Source organism: Streptomyces sp. NPDC097640, from assembly GCF_040302705.1.
In the GTDB taxonomy this organism is placed as follows: Bacteria; Actinomycetota; Actinomycetes; order Streptomycetales; family Streptomycetaceae; genus Streptomyces.
Genome location: NZ_JBEOSB010000004.1, coordinates 266,510 through 283,065 on the forward strand (window position 1 = coordinate 266,510; position 16,556 = coordinate 283,065).

14 protein-coding genes and 2 tRNA genes are annotated in these 16,556 nt (G+C 73.0%); 15 read left to right on the top strand and 1 reads right to left on the bottom strand.

Annotation, left to right across the window (positions count from 1 at the left end; genetic code table 11):
• The first annotated feature begins 64 nt into the window (after positions 1-64).
• The 7 genes from ABTY62_RS07650 (at position 65) to ABTY62_RS07680 (ending at position 4,269) form a co-directional block, all read left to right on the top strand.
• On the top strand, positions 65-217 hold the full coding sequence (locus tag ABTY62_RS07650; RefSeq protein ID WP_352128663.1) for a hypothetical protein: 153 nt from the start codon (positions 65-67) through the stop codon (positions 215-217).
• A 66-nt stretch (positions 218-283) separates the two neighbouring features.
• Complete coding sequence (locus ABTY62_RS07655) at positions 284-445, top strand: hypothetical protein (protein WP_311722467.1); 162 nt, start codon at positions 284-286, stop codon at positions 443-445.
• A gap of 59 nt (positions 446-504) precedes the next feature.
• Positions 505-1,116, top strand: a complete 612-nt coding sequence (nadD, locus tag ABTY62_RS07660; protein WP_352128479.1) for a nicotinate-nucleotide adenylyltransferase — start codon at positions 505-507, stop codon at positions 1,114-1,116.
• A 12-nt stretch (positions 1,117-1,128) separates the two neighbouring features.
• A complete protein-coding gene (locus tag ABTY62_RS07665; protein ID WP_352128480.1) occupies positions 1,129-2,949 on the top strand; it encodes an LCP family protein in 1,821 nt (606 codons plus the stop codon).
• An 84-nt stretch (positions 2,950-3,033) separates the two neighbouring features.
• Complete coding sequence (gene rsfS, locus ABTY62_RS07670; protein ID WP_352128481.1) at positions 3,034-3,474, top strand: ribosome silencing factor; 441 nt, start codon at positions 3,034-3,036, stop codon at positions 3,472-3,474.
• Entirely contained in the window at positions 3,471-4,124 is a 654-nt protein-coding gene (locus tag ABTY62_RS07675) for a histidine phosphatase family protein (protein WP_352128650.1), read from the top strand. Before rsfS ends, ABTY62_RS07675 begins: the two co-directional genes overlap by 4 nt.
• A gap of 72 nt (positions 4,125-4,196) precedes the next feature.
• Positions 4,197-4,269 (top strand) — tRNA-Ala (locus ABTY62_RS07680).
• Between the two features lie 69 nt (positions 4,270-4,338).
• Here ABTY62_RS07680 and ABTY62_RS07685 read toward each other — a convergent pair.
• Positions 4,339-5,289, bottom strand: a complete 951-nt coding sequence (locus tag ABTY62_RS07685; protein WP_352128482.1) for a helix-turn-helix transcriptional regulator — start codon at positions 5,287-5,289, stop codon at positions 4,339-4,341.
• 124 nt (positions 5,290-5,413) lie between these two features.
• Between ABTY62_RS07685 and ABTY62_RS07690 the strand changes: the two genes are divergently transcribed.
• The 8 genes from ABTY62_RS07690 (at position 5,414) to ABTY62_RS07725 (ending at position 16,520) form a co-directional block, all read left to right on the top strand.
• On the top strand, positions 5,414-6,940 hold the full coding sequence (locus tag ABTY62_RS07690) for an MFS transporter (protein ID WP_352128483.1): 1,527 nt from the start codon (positions 5,414-5,416) through the stop codon (positions 6,938-6,940).
• A gap of 196 nt (positions 6,941-7,136) precedes the next feature.
• The gene (locus ABTY62_RS07695) at positions 7,137-7,370 is read left to right on the top strand and encodes a hypothetical protein (protein ID WP_065959277.1); all 234 of its coding nucleotides are present in this window, start codon (positions 7,137-7,139) and stop codon (positions 7,368-7,370) included.
• Between the two features lie 134 nt (positions 7,371-7,504).
• Positions 7,505-7,577: transfer RNA gene (locus tag ABTY62_RS07700), tRNA-Ala, on the top strand.
• 294 nt (positions 7,578-7,871) lie between these two features.
• Positions 7,872-10,772 (top strand): leucine--tRNA ligase, encoded by a 2,901-nt coding sequence (gene leuS / locus ABTY62_RS07705; RefSeq protein WP_352128484.1) that lies wholly within the window; start codon positions 7,872-7,874, stop codon positions 10,770-10,772.
• A 184-nt stretch (positions 10,773-10,956) separates the two neighbouring features.
• On the top strand, positions 10,957-11,733 hold the full coding sequence (locus ABTY62_RS07710) for a hypothetical protein (RefSeq protein WP_352128485.1): 777 nt from the start codon (positions 10,957-10,959) through the stop codon (positions 11,731-11,733).
• A 55-nt stretch (positions 11,734-11,788) separates the two neighbouring features.
• Positions 11,789-12,634: a DegV family protein gene (locus ABTY62_RS07715; protein WP_352128486.1), complete on the top strand. Its 846-nt coding sequence runs from the start codon at positions 11,789-11,791 to the stop codon at positions 12,632-12,634.
• Between the two features lie 110 nt (positions 12,635-12,744).
• Complete coding sequence (locus tag ABTY62_RS07720) at positions 12,745-13,803, top strand: ComEA family DNA-binding protein (protein WP_352128487.1); 1,059 nt, start codon at positions 12,745-12,747, stop codon at positions 13,801-13,803.
• Positions 13,800-16,520 carry a ComEC/Rec2 family competence protein gene (locus tag ABTY62_RS07725; protein WP_352128489.1) on the top strand — a complete coding sequence of 907 codons (2,721 nt, stop codon included), beginning with the start codon at positions 13,800-13,802 and terminating at the stop codon, positions 16,518-16,520. Before ABTY62_RS07720 ends, ABTY62_RS07725 begins: the two co-directional genes overlap by 4 nt.
• The last annotated feature ends 36 nt before the right edge of the window (positions 16,521-16,556 follow it).

Below are 16,556 nucleotides of genomic sequence, written 5' to 3' on the forward strand. Positions count from 1 at the left end.
CCCACCAGCGTAGGCCGGGCGGAGCCGTCCGCGGGGCGGGGGTTAGCGTGGAGGGATGCCTGACATGACTGACATGACTGGTCTCAACGAAGTGCTCGTCGCCGTCTCCAAGGAGGACACCGGGCCGGGCGCGCTGCTGCGTATCGTCCTCGTGGTGGGCATCGTGGGCACCGTGCTGCTCGCCTGGTTCCTGTTGCGTGGGTACAAGCAGGACTGAGATCCGGCTCGCATACGATGTGGCGGACGCACTTGCCCGCCTCGACCCGGATAGGTTCTGCCTGCGATGACCGCTTACAGCGCCGTGCACGCCCTGACGACTCTCGCCTCCGAGGGCGAGCACGTCGACAACCATCCGAGCATCAGCCCCTACATGACCGGCGGCGGGGCCCTGGTGATCCTTTTCCTGCTGCTGTGGATCACCACGCGCTTCAACCGGGACCGCTGACCGAGGTCACACTCTCCATGGGTCCCGGCGCCGGGCCGGGCCCAGTAGGGTCTGCTCGCATGGAAGAGCAGAAGGGGCACGTCAAGCGGCGGCTCGGGGTGATGGGCGGGACGTTCGACCCGATCCACCATGGTCACCTGGTCGCCGCCAGCGAGGTCGCCTCGCAGTTCCACCTGGACGAAGTGGTGTTCGTGCCGACCGGGCAGCCGTGGCAGAAGAGCCACAAGAAGGTGTCCCCGGCCGAGGACCGCTATCTGATGACGGTGATCGCGACGGCGTCGAACCCGCAGTTCTCGGTCAGCCGTATCGACATCGACCGGGGCGGCCCCACGTACACCACGGACACGCTGCGCGATCTGCGCGCGTTGAACAGTGACGCGGACCTGTTCTTCATCACCGGCGCGGACGCGCTCGCCCAGATCCTCACCTGGCGGGACGCCGAGGAGTTGTTCTCACTCGCGCACTTCATCGGGGTGACCAGGCCCGGCCACATACTGGCCGATCCGGGGCTGCCGGAGGGCGGGGTGTCGCTGGTGGAGGTGCCGGCGCTGGCGATCTCCTCCTCGGACTGCCGGGCCCGGGTCGTCCACGGTGAGCCGGTCTGGTACCTGGTGCCGGACGGCGTGGTGCGCTACATCGACAAGCGTGAGTTGTACCGGCACGACTGCTGAAGGGGCACCGCGGTGAACGACGGACACGACCCGTACGACCCGTACGAGCGGGATCCGTATCCCCAGGACCCGCAGATCTACGGCTACGACGCCTATGGCCGGCCGATCTACCAGCCGCAGGAGCCACAGCACGGCTACGACCCGTACGCACAAGGGCGACCGCAACAGCCCCAACAACCGCAGGACCCCCAGCAGGGGTACGGGTACGACCCGTACGCCCAGCAGCAGGCGCAGTACGGGCAGGCGCAGCAGCCCCAATACGACCTGTACGCGGGACAGCAGCAGTACCCGCACCAGCCCGACCCACAGCAGCAGGGCGCGCAGCAGGGCCAACAGCAGGGCTACGGCTACACCCCGTACGACACCTCCTCCTACGACACGTCGTACGCCCCCGGCGGCCGCCCGGCGGTCCCTCCGCAGCGCGACCCGGCGGACCCCGGTAGGCCTGAGGAGACGCCGTCCAGGGGAACGCCCCCCGGGGAAGCGCCCTCCAGAGCCGACGCCCCCGCCGACAAGCGGCCGGACGAGCGGCCCGACCCGGAGTCCGACCGGCAGCCCGACGGTGACGAGGCGTACCGCACCGAGCAGTTCTCCTTCGTCGAGGAGCCGGACGACGACTCCGAGGACGTCATCGACTGGCTCAAGTTCGCCGAGACCCGCTCCGAGCGGCGCGACGAGCGCAAGCGCAAGGGCCGCAACCGCCTGGTGGCGCTCGTGGTGGTCATGGTGCTCGCGGTCGTCGGCGGGGTCGGCTACCTCTGGTACGCGGGCAAGCTGCCGGGCATGTCCGACGGCGAGAAGGACGCGGCGGCCGCCGGGGGCCCGCAGAAGCGCGCCGTGATCGTGGTCAATCTGCGCGAGACCAAGGGCGGGCGCACCTCCACCGCCCTGCTGGTCGACAACGAGACCACCAAGAAGGGCGCCACCGTCCTGCTGCCCAACGCGCTCGCCCTGTCCACCGAGGACGGCGGCTCCACCACCCTCGGCCTCTCGGTGGTCGACGAGGGCTCCGACGCCACCCGCGACTCCCTGAGCACGCTGCTGGGCTCGAAGATCCAGGGCACCTGGCGGCTGGACACCCCGTACCTGGAGAACCTGGTCGAGCTGGTCGGCGGCATCACCCTGGACGCCGACGCCACCGTCCCGGGCACCGCGAAGGGCGACGACCCGCTGGTCGAGCGCGGTAAGCAGCGCGAGCTGGGCGGTGAGGCCGCCGTCGCGTACGCCACCTACCGCGGGCAGGGCGAGGCGCAGACCAAGCAGCTCGCACGCTTCGGGCAGGTCATGCAGGCGGCGCTGAAGGAGATCTCCAGCGATGCCTCCGGCGCCACCCGCACCGTGGAGTCGCTGGCCCAGATCCCGGACCCGTCGCTGAGCGAGCAGGAGCTGGGCGCGTCGCTGGCCCGGCTGGCGGAGCAGGCCAAGAGCGGCTCGTACGACACCACCATGCTGCCCGTCGAGCCGGACGGCTCGCTCAGCGAGCAGTCCACCGACCAGGTCGTCAAGAACGTCCTCGGCGGCGCGGTCAAGAACACCGACCAGGACGCGGCGCCGCGCGTCGTCGTGAAGAACGCGGGCTCCGCGCGGGGCGCGGCCAACGAGGCGCAGGTCGCCCTGGTCAACGGCGGCTTCACGGTCGTCGGCGCCACCGAGCAGGGCGGCACGCCGCAGGCGGCCTCGCAGGTGCTGTACGCCGACGCGAAGCAGGCCGCCCAGGCCAAGGAGGTCGCCAAGACGCTCGGGCTGCCCGCCTCCGCCGCACAGAAGGGCAAGGTCCCCTCGAACGCGGACATCGCGGCGCTTCTCGGCCCGGACTACACCCCGAAGCGCTGACCGGGTACCGAGCGGCCGGACGGGGTGACGGTGGGGCGTGAGACCCTTGTGGGTATCACGTCCCACCGACCGAAAGCCTTGCCTGTGACCGCCACGGACCGCTCCATCGAGCTCATCAACGCCGCCGCCCAGGCCGCCGCCGACAAGCTCGCGCACGATGTCATCGCGTACGACGTCAGCGATGTGCTCTCGATCACCGACGCCTTCCTGCTGGCCTCGGCTCCCAACGACCGCCAGGTGAAGTCGATCGTCGACGAGATCGAGGAGCGGCTGAGCAAGGAGCTGGGCGCCAAGCCGGTGCGCCGCGAGGGCGACCGCGAGGCCCGCTGGGTGCTGCTGGACTACGTGGACATCGTGGTGCACGTCCAGCACAGCGAGGAGCGCGTCTTCTACGCCCTGGAGCGGCTGTGGAAGGACTGCCCGCAGCTGGAGCTGCCGGCCGACGCCCAGGCCACCCGTGGCAAGGCCGAGGAGCACGCGCACGCGCAGGGCGCCGACGGCGGGCCGGGCGGTGAGCTGCGCTGAACGGCTCCCAGGGCGGCCGCAGCCGCCGCATAGTCCTGTGGCGGCACGGCCAGACGGCCTGGAATCTGGAGCGCCGCTTCCAGGGGACCATGGACATCGGGCTGACCGAGGCGGGCGTCGCGCAGGCGCGCCGCTCGGCCCGGCTGCTGGCCGCGCTGAAGCCGGATGTGATCGTCGCCTCCGACCTCAGCCGCGCCAAGGCGACGGCCGCCGAGCTGTCCGCCGTCACAGGCCTGGAGGTCAGCCATGACTCCGGGCTGCGGGAGAGCTACGCCGGACAGTGGCAGGGGCTCACCCATGAGGAGATCACGGCGCAGTTCGGCGAGCAGTACGCGGCGTGGAAGCGCGGCGAGCCGGTGCGGCGCGGCGGGGGAGAGCTGGAGACCGAGGTGGCCGACCGGGCCGCGCCGGTCGTGTCCGCGGCCGCCGACAAACTGCCGGACGGCGGCACGCTGGTCGTGGTCAGCCACGGCGGCACCATCCGCACCACCATCGGGCGGCTGCTCGGTCTTGAGGCGAGGGCTTGGGAGGCGCTCGGCGGGCTGTCCAACTGCTGTTGGTCGGTGCTGGGTGAGGGCGTGCGCGGCTGGCGGCTGCTGGAGCACAACGCCGGATCGCTACCGGAGCCGGTGCTCGGCGACGACGACTGACCGGATTTCCTTTTCCGGCAGGTCACCGGCTAAGCTTCATCCCGTTCGAAGCGCTCCGGCGCGACGGAGAGCGGGGCTATAGCTCAGTTGGTAGAGCGCCTGCATGGCATGCAGGAGGTCAGGAGTTCAATTCTCCTTAGCTCCACAGATCTTTGATCATGACGATCCCGCTTCCCTCAGAGGGAGGCGGGATCTTTCTTTTGCGCCCCTGTTTTTATGCCCTCGTGGCGGCGTTTTCCGCCTCCGTCTTTTCCGCCTCCGCGCCCGCCGCCCGCTCCGCCAGGATCTCGGAGACGCTCCGGGCGTGCCGGGGGCAGCCGATGAGCAGGTCGTCGATGGTGCGCAGCCGGTCCAGGTACGCCCGGCTCTGCTTGTCGCTCGGGGTGTAGACCACGACGCGGCTCTCCGGAGCCCCCTGGATCACCAGGGAGGTCGAGATCAGCCGCAGCTCGCCGACCGAGGCATGCCGCACCAGCTTGATCCGGGAGCCGGGCGGGGCGACATCCCCGCTGCGCCACATCCGGGCGAACTCCTCGCTGAGGCCCAGCAGCCGGTTGATGAACTCCTCCCAGGCGGGCTCGCCCACATGGCGGCCGTATCCGCCGCGCAGCGTCGCCACCATGAGGGGCAGCTCATTGGCCCGGTTGATGAACATGGAGCAGCAGTCGGGATGGGAGAACAGCTGCCACAGCGCGTTCCGCTCGGCGCGGGGGGCTATCGCGAGCGACGGGAAGAGGGCCCGGTACGCGTCGTTCAGCGCCAGCATGTCGTACCGCGCGTTGTAGACCACCGCCGGGAGCGGGTCCATCGCGTCGATGATGCCCTGCACCTCCGGGCCGACCGTCCGCGCCTCGTCCGCCGGGTCGGGGGCGTACGGCACCTCGGCGAGGTCGTACAGGTGCTCGCGCTCGGCCTGGTCCAGGCGCAGGGTGCGGGCCACCGCGTCCAGCACCTGGGCGCTGGCGTTGATCGGGCGGCCCTGCTCCAGCCAGGTGTACCAGGTCACGCCGACCCCGGAGAGCTGGGCGACCTCCTCCCGGCGCAGCCCCGGTGTGCGGCGGCGCAGGCCCGGGGCCATGCCCACGTCGGCGGGTGTGACCCGGGCGCGGCGGGTGCGCAGGAAGTCGGCCAGCTGCGGCCGCCGCCGGTGGGTCTTCGCTGCCATCGTCGTCTCCCCCCGAGTACCTCCGCCCTATGCTCCCCGCGGTGGCGGGTGGCTGCCAGGTGCTGTCAGTACCAGCATCGGCGGGCTCTCGTTACCCGTATCGGCCCGCCTCCACGCTCGGTCCATGACACACCCCACCCCGACCACCCCGGTGCCGCCCGGCGCGCTCGACGGCACCGGTGAATCCCGTAAAGGCGAGGCCACCGACAACCGGGCCCGGAGCCGGGCGGCGGGCCCCGGCCGGCTGCTCGCGATCGTCCTGACCGGGCAGCTCATGGCGGTCCTCGACGTCTTCATCGTCAACGTCGCCGCCCCCACCCTCCGTGCCGATCTGCATGCCTCGGGCTCCGGGCTGCAACTGGTCGTCGCGGGTTACACGATTTCCTACGCCGTGCTGCTGATCACCGGCGCGCGGCTGGGCGCCCTGATCGGCCACCGCCAGGCGTTCCTGGCCGGCCTCACGGTCTTCACCGCCGCTTCGCTGGCCTGCGGGCTGGCGCCCGGCACCGGGGCGCTGATCGCCTTCCGGTTCATCCAGGGCACGGGTGCGGCGGTGATGCTGCCGCAGGTGCTCAGCCTCATCCAGCGCACCTTCACGGGCGCTTCGCGGGCCCGCGCCCTCGGTGCCTACTCGGCGGTGCTGGCCTCCGGCGCGGCCGCCGGGCAGGTCCTGGGCGGGGTGCTGGTGCAGGCGGATCTCTTCGGGACCGGCTGGCGCCCGGTCTTCCTGGTGAATGTGCCGATCGGCCTGGTGCTGCTGATCCTGGGGCCGCGCTGGCTGGGCGGCGCCGAGGAGCGGCCCGAGGAGCGGCCGGAGGCGCGCGCGGGCGGTGGCGCGGCGGGGCGGTCCGGGGCCCTGGACCTGGCCGGTCTGCTGCTCCTCGCGGCGGCGGTGCTGCTGTTCACCGTGCCGATGGTGCTCGGCCAGGAGTGGGGATGGCCGCTGTGGGGCTGGGTCATGCTGGGCCTGAGCGTGGTCCTGGCGGCAGTCTTCGCGGTGTACGAGGCCCGGCTGGCCGGGCGGGGCGGGGCGCCGCTGATCTCGCCGCGGGTGGCGGGGGCGCCGGGCATGCCGCTGGCGATCGGCCGGATCGTCCTGGCGATGGCGGCCAACGCGGGCTTTCTGTTCGTGATGACGCTGCATGTGCAGGGCGCGCTCGGTTACGGCGCCCTGCGGGCCGGCTGGACTTTCGCGCCGACGGCCGTGGCGTTCGGCCTGGTCGGCCTCAACTGGCAGCGCATACCGGCCCGCTGGCAGCCCGTCACCGTGCCGTTCGGATTCCTGCTGGCCGCCGCCTCGTTCGCCGGGGTCGGGCTGGCGCTGCGGGACGGATCCGACGGTGGCCCCTGGCTGTTCGCCGCCCTGGTGGGCGTCGGGACGGGGCTCTCCTTCGCCTACAGCCCCGTGCTGACACGGACGTTGGCGACCATCAGGCCGCAGGACGCGGCGGATGCCAGCGGGGTGCTGGTGACATCGGCTCAACTCGGCATGCTGACCGGCGTCGCCGTCTTCGGTGCGATCTTCCTGGGCCATGGGCCGGGCGTGGACGCCTCCGCGGACGCCCTGTGGGCGACCTGCCTGGCGCTGGCGGGCGCGGCGCTGTGCGGAGCGATTGTGGGTCTGGTGATACGTGTGGGGCATCTCCGCTGACCTGGGCGGCTTCCCGTGGCAGAATCGGCGGCCGGGGGATGGGGCAACGAGTTTGAGCGGGAGGGACAGTGGGATGCCGAGCAGCATTCTGCGGTGCCCGTCCTGTGGCTCAGGGGAGGTGGCCCAGGTCCTCGGTGACAACGGCGGTGTTTCCTACGTGTGTACGGCCTGCGGCCACAGCTGGAGCTGAGTGAGATTGGGAGCGCACAGCCGGAAGTGCGACTGGTGCGGCAGCGGGACGCCGATCGTGCGCGATATGGAGCCGCTCAACCCCGACTACCAGTACTGGTGTGTGGAGTGCGCGCGGGCGCTGATCATCAAGGGCGACCCGATCGAGACGTACCGGGAGCTCGAAGGGGAGCCGATCTACGGCCGGCTCCTCGACGAGCACTGCACCCTGAAGCGTTTCTATTCCTTCGCGACGGCGTAAAGGGCGCGCGTCGGCGGCATGAAGGGTGCGTGCGAGGCGTGCCCCAAGGCCCCCGGGAAACCGATTTGGCAGATGGCCGTGGGGCCCGTGTAATGTAGGCGATGCCGCCGGGGGAACCGGGCGGAGCAAGACCTGGGGCTATAGCTCAGTTGGTAGAGCGCCTGCATGGCATGCAGGAGGTCAGGAGTTCAATTCTCCTTAGCTCCACAGTGAGAGTGGGCGGGTCGTCCGATGAGGACGGCCCGCCCATTGTCGTGGGCCTCCACCCGTCCGGAGGCAACCTCTGTGCGTGCCATTGGTGCCCTGCGGTAACCTGTTCCCATGCGTGCCGTACGCCTTCTGCTTAGCGGGCCGCGCTGATCAGTCCCGATCGGTGATCCACCCGGTCGGAATCGGCGCGGCGTCCCCTCCTGTGCGAGGGGTCTTTTTGTTTCAGGTGCGACTGCGACGAAGAGTCGCCCGGTACCGCAGGCAGAGACGATCAATGGAGCTTTGAGGACCATGAGCGAGACCAATGCCGCCCCCGAGGCGGTCGCGCCGCACCGCTACACCGCCGCGCTGGCCGCCGACATCGAGGCCCACTGGCAGGACTTCTGGGACGCGAACGGCACGTATGACGCCTCCAACCCGAGCGGCGACCTGGCCGGGGACCCCGAGGCCGCGGCGCGGCCCAAGAAGTTCGTCATGGACATGTTCCCGTACCCCTCGGGCGCCGGCCTGCACGTCGGCCACCCCCTGGGCTATATCGCCACCGACGTCTACGCCCGCTTCCACCGCATGACGGGCCACAACGTCCTGCACACCCTGGGCTTCGACGCCTTCGGCCTGCCCGCCGAGCAGTACGCCGTGCAGACCGGCACCCACCCGCGGGTGAGCACCGAGGCCAACATCGAGAACATGCGGCGCCAGCTGCGCCGCCTGGGCCTGGGCCACGACCCGCGCCGCTCCTTCGCGACGATCGACCCGGACTACTACAAGTGGACCCAGTGGATCTTCCTGCAGATCTTCAACTCCTGGTACGACCAGGAGGCCGACAAGGCGCGCCCGATCGCCACCCTGGTCGAGCAGTTCGTCTCCGGTGAGCGGGCGACCCCGGACGGGCGCCCCTGGGCGGAGCTGACCGCCGTCGAGCGTGCGGACGTGCTGAGCGGCTACCGCCTGGCATACGCCTCCGACGCGCCCGTCAACTGGTGCCCGGGCCTGGGCACCGTGCTGGCCAACGAGGAGGTCACCGCCGACGGCCGCTCCGAGCGCGGCAACTTCCCGGTCTTCAAGGCCAACCTGCGCCAGTGGAACATGCGCATCACCGCCTACGCGGACCGGCTGCTGGACGACCTGGACGCGCTGGACTGGCCGGAGGCCATCAAGCTCCAGCAGCGCAACTGGATCGGGCGGAGCGAGGGCGCCCGGGTGGACTTCCCCGTGGCGGACCACCCCGACGCCAAGATCACGATCTTCACCACCCGCCAGGACACCCTGTTCGGCGCCACCTACATGGTGCTGGCCCCCGAGCACGGCCTGGTGGACGCCATCGTCCCGGCCGCCTGGCCCGAGGGCACACACGACGTGTGGACCGGCGGACACGCCACCCCGGCCGAGGCCGTCGCCGCGTACCGCAAGCAGGCCGCCGCCAAGTCCGACGTCGAGCGGCAGGCCGAGGTCAAGGACAAGACCGGCGTCTTCGCGGGCGCCTTCGCGGTCAACCCGGTCAGCGGCGACCGGGTGCCGGTCTTCATCGCCGACTATGTGCTGATGGGCTACGGCACCGGCGCGATCATGGCCGTCCCCGCGCACGACGCCCGGGACTTCGCCTTCGCCCGCGCCTTCGAGCTGCCGATGCGCTGTGTCGTCGAGCCCTCGACGGCGTCCGACAGCTCCTCCGGAGCGGGTCGCGGCACAGATCCGTCCACCTGGGACGACGCCTTCAACTCGTATGACGCGAAGATCGTCAACTCGTCGGGCGAGGGCATCTCCCTGGACGGTCTGGGCGTCGTGGAGGCCAAGGCCCGGATGGCCGAGTGGCTGACCGGCCGCGGCATCGGCCAAGGCACCGTCAACTTCCGGCTGCGCGACTGGCTGTTCAGCCGCCAGCGCTACTGGGGCGAGCCCTTCCCGATCGTCTACGACGAGGACGGCGTGGCCCACCCGCTGCCCGAGTCGATGCTGCCGCTGGAGCTGCCGGAGGTCGAGGACTACTCGCCGCGCACCTTCGACCCCGACGACGCCGACACCTCCCCGGAGACCCCGCTGTCCCGGAACGAGGACTGGGTCAACGTGGTGCTGGACCTGGGCGACGGCGCCGGGCCCAAGCGGTACCGCCGCGAGACCAACACCATGCCCAACTGGGCCGGCTCCTGCTGGTACGAGCTGCGCTACCTGGACCCGCACAACAGCGAGCGCCTGGTCGACCCCGACATCGAGCGGTACTGGATGGGCCCGCGCGAGGGGCAGCCCACCGGCGGCGTCGACCTGTACGTCGGCGGCGCCGAGCACGCCGTGCTGCACCTGCTGTACGCGCGCTTCTGGTCCAAGGTGCTGTACGACCTGGGCCACGTCTCGTCGGCCGAGCCGTTCCACAAGCTGTACAACCAGGGCATGATCCAGGCCTATGTCTACCGGGACGGCCGCGGCATCGCGGTCCCGGCGGCCGAGGTCGAGGAGCGGGACGGCGCGTACTACTACCAGGGCGAGAAGGTCACCCGTCTGCTGGGCAAGATGGGCAAGTCCCTGAAGAACGCCGTCACCCCGGACGAGATCTGCGCCGAGTACGGGGCCGACACGCTGCGCCTGTACGAGATGGCCATGGGGCCGCTGGACGTGTCCCGGCCGTGGGACACCCGCGCGGTGGTCGGCCAGTACCGGCTGCTGCAACGGCTCTGGCGCAACGTCGTGGACGAGACCACCGGCGAGGTCACCGTCGTCGACGCCGAGCCGGACGAGGCCACGCTGCGGGCCCTGCACAAGGCGATCGACGGCGTGGGGCAGGACCTGGCGAACCTGCGCTTCAACACCGCCATCGCCAAGATCACCGAGCTGAACAACCACGTCACCAAGGCCCGCGAGGTGCCGCGCCAGGTCGCCGAGGCCCTGGTGCTGCTGATCGCGCCGCTGGCCCCGCACATCGCCGAGGAGCTGTGGCGCAAGCTGGGCCACGACACCACGGTCGTCCACGAGCCCTTCCCGGTCGCCGACCCGGCGTATGTCGTCGACGAGACCGTGACCTGCGTGGTGCAGGTCAAGGGCAAGGTCAAGGCACGGCTGGAGGTAGCGCCCTCGGTCTCCGACGAGGAGCTGGAGAAGCTGGCGCTGGGCGACCCGGCGGTGGTGGCCGCGCTGAACGGGGCGGGGATCCGCAAGGTCATCGTGCGGGCGCCGAAGCTGGTGAACATCGTCCCCGCGTGAGCGCTGCCCGATCGCTCAGCTGCCCGATCGCTCCGGGGCCGGGCCTCGGAGGGTAGGGATACCACCTAAGGGCGGGTTGGGGGTTCGTCGGGAACCCCCAACCCGCCCGTAGCGTTTACGGTGGGAAGACGAACTGATGCTGCCGGCCCGGTGCCGCCCGGCCCGTCGCCGCGAAGGAGCGCGCATGGAAGCCGTTGCCTGGATCCTGCTGCTTGTCTTCCTGCTCTTCGTCTCGGTGGGGGTCTACGCGGGTGTGCGGGCGGTCAAGGCGGCCAAGCGCGGCATCGATCGCACGGTCGGCCAGGCGCGCCGCACGGTGGAGGACACCAAGCTGAGAGCCAAGCAGTTCGCGCAGCCCGGCCCGGCCGGTGAGCTCGCCGAGCTGCGCCTGTCACTGCGCACCTCGATGCGGGCGACCCAGGAGGCGTTGCGCGCGGGGGCGCCCCAAGACTCCTCGCTGTCCGAGGCGTTGGGCCTGTTCGAGCGGCTCAGCGCCCATGGGCGCGAGCTCGACGAGGACCTGAAGCGGCTGGAGCAGGAGCCCGACAAGGGCCGTCTGGCGTCCCAGCTGCCCGAGCTCCGGGAGCGTACGGAGCGGATCACGCGCTCCGCGGACTCGCTGCGCTGGGCGGCGCAGGACCGGGCGCAGCGGTTCGCCCGGGACGACCTGGACGCGCTGGACCGCGAGATCGAGGTCGAGGCGAGCGCGCTGCGGCACTGGACGCAGGCGCCCGAGGCGCCGCCCCGACCGGCTTCCGGGCCCGCGGCGGGGGCTCAGTCCGGGGCCGGGGCGGCTGGTGGGTCCGGGTCCGCGGCGTCCGGCCCGGCGTCGTCGGCGGGCTCCACGGCGGCCGATGGGCAGCCGCGGTCCATCACCGGCCCCACCCCCACGACCGGGGCGGACCACTGGTGGCAGAAGGCGGCCGACACCGCGGGCGTGCGCCGCGAGAACACGACCTGATCATCCGGCGGGGTCGCGCTGTCAGCCCAGGCCATCCCCCGATAATCTCCCAGTCATGTCCCGCCATGTCGCGATCGTGACCGATTCCACGGCGTACCTTCCACCGGAGGCCATGGAGCGGCACCGCATCGTCTCCGTGCCGCTGACGGTGGTGCTCGGAGACCGGGCACTCGAAGAGGGGACCGAGATCTCGGCCAGGTCCCTCGCGCAGGCGCTACAGAAGCGCAGACCGGTGACCACGTCCCGGCCCAGCCCGGCGATGTTCGCGGCCGCCTACCACGCGGCCGCCGAGGCGGGCGCGACGGGCATTGTCTCCCTCCACCTGTCGGCCGAGTTCTCCGGCACCTACGACGCGGCCGTGCTCGCGGCCCAGGACGCGCCGGTGCCGGTGCGGGTGGTGGACAGCGGCATGGTGGCCATGGCGCTCGGCTTCTGCGCACTGTCCGCGGCCGAGACGGCGGAGAGCGGCGGCACGCTGGACGAGGCGGTCGCGGCCGCCGAGAAGCGGGCCGAGAGCACGGCCGCCTACTTCTATGTCGACACCCTCGACTATCTGCGCCGCGGCGGCCGGATCGGCGCGGCCCAGGCGCTGCTCGGCTCGGCCCTCGCGGTCAAGCCGCTGCTGCAACTGGACGAGGGCCGGATCGAGCTGCGGGAGAAGGTCCGCACGGCGTCCAAGGCCATCGCACGGCTCGAGGAGATCGTGGTGGAGCGGGCCGGCCTGAGCCCCGTGGACATCGCGGTGCAGCACCTGGCGGCGGGCGAGCGGGCGGCGGCTCTCGCGGAGCGGCTCCGCGAGCGGGTGCCGGGGCTCGCGGAACTGTATGTGAGCGAGGTGGGCGCGGTGATCGGCGCGCACACGGGGCCCGGACTGCTGGGCGCGGTGGTCTCGCCGCGCTAGCGGGGGTGGGCGCGCCCGTCCGGGTGACGGAGTTATCCACAACTCGTGGGTTATCCCCGGAAATTGAGGTGTGCGGGCGGGATCGGCCGGGGGCGCCTACCGTCGGACGCATGGCAACTCGATCACGCACAGTAACCACCAGGCCGGGCCGCGGCCGCCGTCACGACCGCCGCCCGCCCTCCGGCACGGGCCACCAGCTGTTCCGCCGCCGCCCCGGCACCGGCGCACGCCCGGCGGCGGTCGCATACCACCGCCATGCGCGTGCGACCGCGCTCTTCCCCGCCGCACCCCGAGTCACCGCCGCCACCCCTCAACCACCACCCCCGCCGGACAAGGCGAGCGGCGAAGAAACCACCGCGGAGGCGGCGGAGGGCCCAGGGGAGGCGGCGGAGGACACCGGGGTGGCAGACGCCGCGACGGGGGGAGAGGGCAGGACCGGCGGCCCGACCGTGTCGCGCCGCGACCGCTTGCGGCTCGCGCTGAAGGAGCGGCTGCCGCTGTGGCTCCAGCTCCGCTGCGGCATCGAGCCGCGGACCCTGGCCGCGCTGACCGTCGTGCTGCTCGTGGCGGCGGCCTTCGCGGCGTACCACTTCTGGACTGGTCGGCCGCAGACCGTCGCGGCGCCGGCCCCGGAGCCCGCTCGCAGGGCGGCCGCCGAGCCGGCCCCCGTTCCATCGCCCGGTGCGGGGCCCACGGCCGGTGCGGCGCCGACGTCAGGCGCCGGGGGCTCGGTCGTGGTCGACGTGTCGGGCAAGGTCCGCGAGCCGGGGGTGCACCGGCTGCGCTCCGGCTCGAGAGTTACCGACGCGCTGAAGGCGGCCGGAGGGGTCAGGCCGGGCACGGACCTCAGCGGGCTGAACCGGGCCCGCGTCCTGACGGACGGCGAGCAGATCGTGGTGGGAGCGCCCGCGGCCCCGACCCCCGCCGCCCCCACCGGGGCGGGTGGAGGTACGGGCGGCGAGGCCCCCGCGCCCACCGGACCGATCAGCCTGAACTCCGCCACCGCCGACCAGTTGGACACCCTTCCCGGGGTCGGCCCCGTGCTGGCCCGGCACATCATCGACTACCGCACCCAGCACGGCGGTTTCCGCTCCGTCGACGAACTCCGCGAGGTCAACGGGATCGGCGACCGCCGGTTCGCCGACCTCCGCCCGATGGTCCGCCCATGACGCCTCAGCAGGCCCCGCGCGCCCGCGCCCCGGTGCATGCCGCGGCAGACTCCCCGCGCGGAGCCTCCGCCCCGCGCCAGGAGGGCCCGGCCGACCTGCGCCTCGTACCCCCTGCCCTCGCGGCCTGGCTCGCGGCGGCGCTCGCCCTCGGAGCGTCCGGCCGCACGGTGGCCCTGGCCTGCGCGGGAGCATGCCTCGCGGCGGCCGCTCTCCTCTGGGCCACCCACCACCCCCGACGCGTGGCGCCGGATCCGCCCGACGAGCCGGCGTCCGCCGGGGCCACGACCACCGGCCGCCCGCCCGGGACTGACGCCCGATTACGAGCGACATCCTCGGGCACGACCGGGCGGGTCGCCCGGGGTGTGAGTTCGCCTGTGGGGTCGGCCAGCGGCTCGGGCGCGGCCTCGCGGGCCGGAGCGGGGGCGGCCGCCCGGGGGCCCGTGGCGCGGCGGCGCGGGTTGGCGGGGAGCGTGGCCGCGGGGTTGGTCTGCGGGGCCGCGGCGGCCGCCGTCGCCTGGGCGCACGCGGCGGATGTGCGGCGGGGGCCGGTGCCGTCGCTGGCGGGGGCGTATGCCGGGGCCACTGTGGAGCTGACCGTCACGGGCGACCCGCGCCTCACCCGTCCCCGGGTGCGAGGGGCCGCGCTCGCGCCCGTGTCCGTGGTGGTGGAGGCCGAGGCCACTCGGGTCGCCGCCGACCACGGCGGCATGACGGCCACCACCCGCGCCCCCGTCCTGCTGATCGCGCACGCCCCGCCCCGGCAGCAGGCCGCCTGGCTCGGGCTGCTGCCCTCCACGCGGCTGCGCGTGCACGGCCGCCTCGCCCCGCCGGCGCACGGCGGCGACCGCACCGCCGCCGTGGTGCGCGTCGACGGCGGCGGCGCGCCGCGGATCGTGGCCGGGCCCACCGCGGCCCAGCGCGTGGCCGGGCGGCTGCGGGCCGGCCTGCGCACGGCGACCGAAGGGCTGGCCCCGGACGCGCGGGCGCTGCTCCCGGGGCTTGTCGTGGGGGACACCTCGCGGGTGTCGCCGGACCTCGACGAGGCGTTCCGGGCCGCGGACATGACGCATCTGCTGGCGGTCAGCGGAAGCAACCTGTCCGTGATCCTCGTGCTGCTGATCGGCCCGCCCCACCTCGCCGCCCGGGCCGAGCGGCGCGGCCTCGCCGCCAGGCTGGGCATCCCGCTGCGGATGACCGCGCTGCTCGGCGGTGGGCTCACGCTCGCCTTCGTCGTGGTTTGCAGACCCGACCCCAGCGTGCTGCGCGCGGCCGCGTGCGGGCTGATCACTCTGCTGGCCATCGCCACCGGCCGCCGCCGGTCCCTGCTGCCCGCCCTGGCCGCCGCCGTCCTGGTGCTCGTCCTCTACGACCCCTGGCTGGCGCGGAGCTATGGATTTCTCCTCTCCGTACTGGCCACGGGCGCGCTGCTCACCCTCGCGCCGCGCCTCGCCGCCGCCCTGCGGCGGCGCGGGCTGCCGCCACGGCCGGCGGAGATGCTGGCCGCGGCCCTCGCCGCCCACGCGGTCTGCGCGCCGGTCGTCGTGGTGCTGGCCGGGCGGGTGAGCCTGGTGTCGATCCCCTGCAATCTGCTCGCCGAGCTCGCGGTCGCCCCGGCCACGATCCTGGGCTTCGCCGCCCTCGTCGCGGCCCCGCTCGCGTTACCGGCCGCCGAGTGCCTGGCCTGGCTGGCCGGTTGGCCGGCCGGGTGGATCGCCTCCGTGGCCCTCACGGGCGCGGGGCTGCCCGGGGCGGAGGCCGCCTGGCCGGGCGGCTGGCGGGGCGGGCTGCTGCTGGCCGCCGGCACCGCGGCCGCCCTGCTCACCGGCCGCCGCCTGCTCAGGCATCGGCTGATGTGCGCGCTCTGCGCGCTGCTCCTGCTGCTCGCGCTCGTCCGCCCGGCCCCGCTGACCCGCGTCATCACCGGCTGGCCGCCGCCCGGTTGGCGCATGGTGGCCTGCGACGTCGGCCAGGGTGACGCACTGGTCCTGTCCGCCGGCCCCGGCGCGGCCGTCGTCGTGGACACCGGGCCCGAGCCGCGTGCCGTGGACCGCTGTCTGCGGACGCTGGGCGTGGTCCGCATCCCGCTGCTCGTCCTGACCCACTTCCACGCCGACCATGTGGCCGGGCTGAGCGGCGCGTTGCGCGGCCGGGCGGTGGGCGCGATCGAGACAACGCCCCTGCGGGACCCGCCGGACCAGGCCGAGTCCGTGCTCCGCCGGGCCGAGGCGGCGCACATCCCGGTGATCACCGCCGTGCCGGGGGAGCGCCGCAGGGTCGGCCCGCTGTCCTGGGAGGTGCTGTGGCCGCCGCCCGCGGCGGGGCCACATACGGAGGGGCCAGGGGCGGGCACACCGCCCGCGGAGGGGCCGAACGACGCGAGCGTCACCCTCCTGGTCCGCACGGCGGGCCTGACCTTCCTCCTTCTGGGCGATCTCGAACCGCCCGCGCAGAGCGCCCTGTTGGCCGCTCACCCCACGCTGCCCGAGGTGGACGTCCTCAAGGTCGCCCACCACGGCTCCGCCTACCAGGACCCGCGGCTGCTGCGCCGTCTGAGCCCGCGCCTCGCGCTGATCTCCTGCGGTGCGGACAACCCGTACGGCCACCCGTCCCCCCGGACCATGGCCGCCCTCCGGGCCCAGGGCGCCGCCGTCCTCCGCACCGACTCCGCCGGCCCGATCGCCGTCACCGGCCCGGACCTGCGGGCGGCCGTCAGATGACCCAGCTCCCGTCCCGCCTGACAGGCCGCCCGCGCG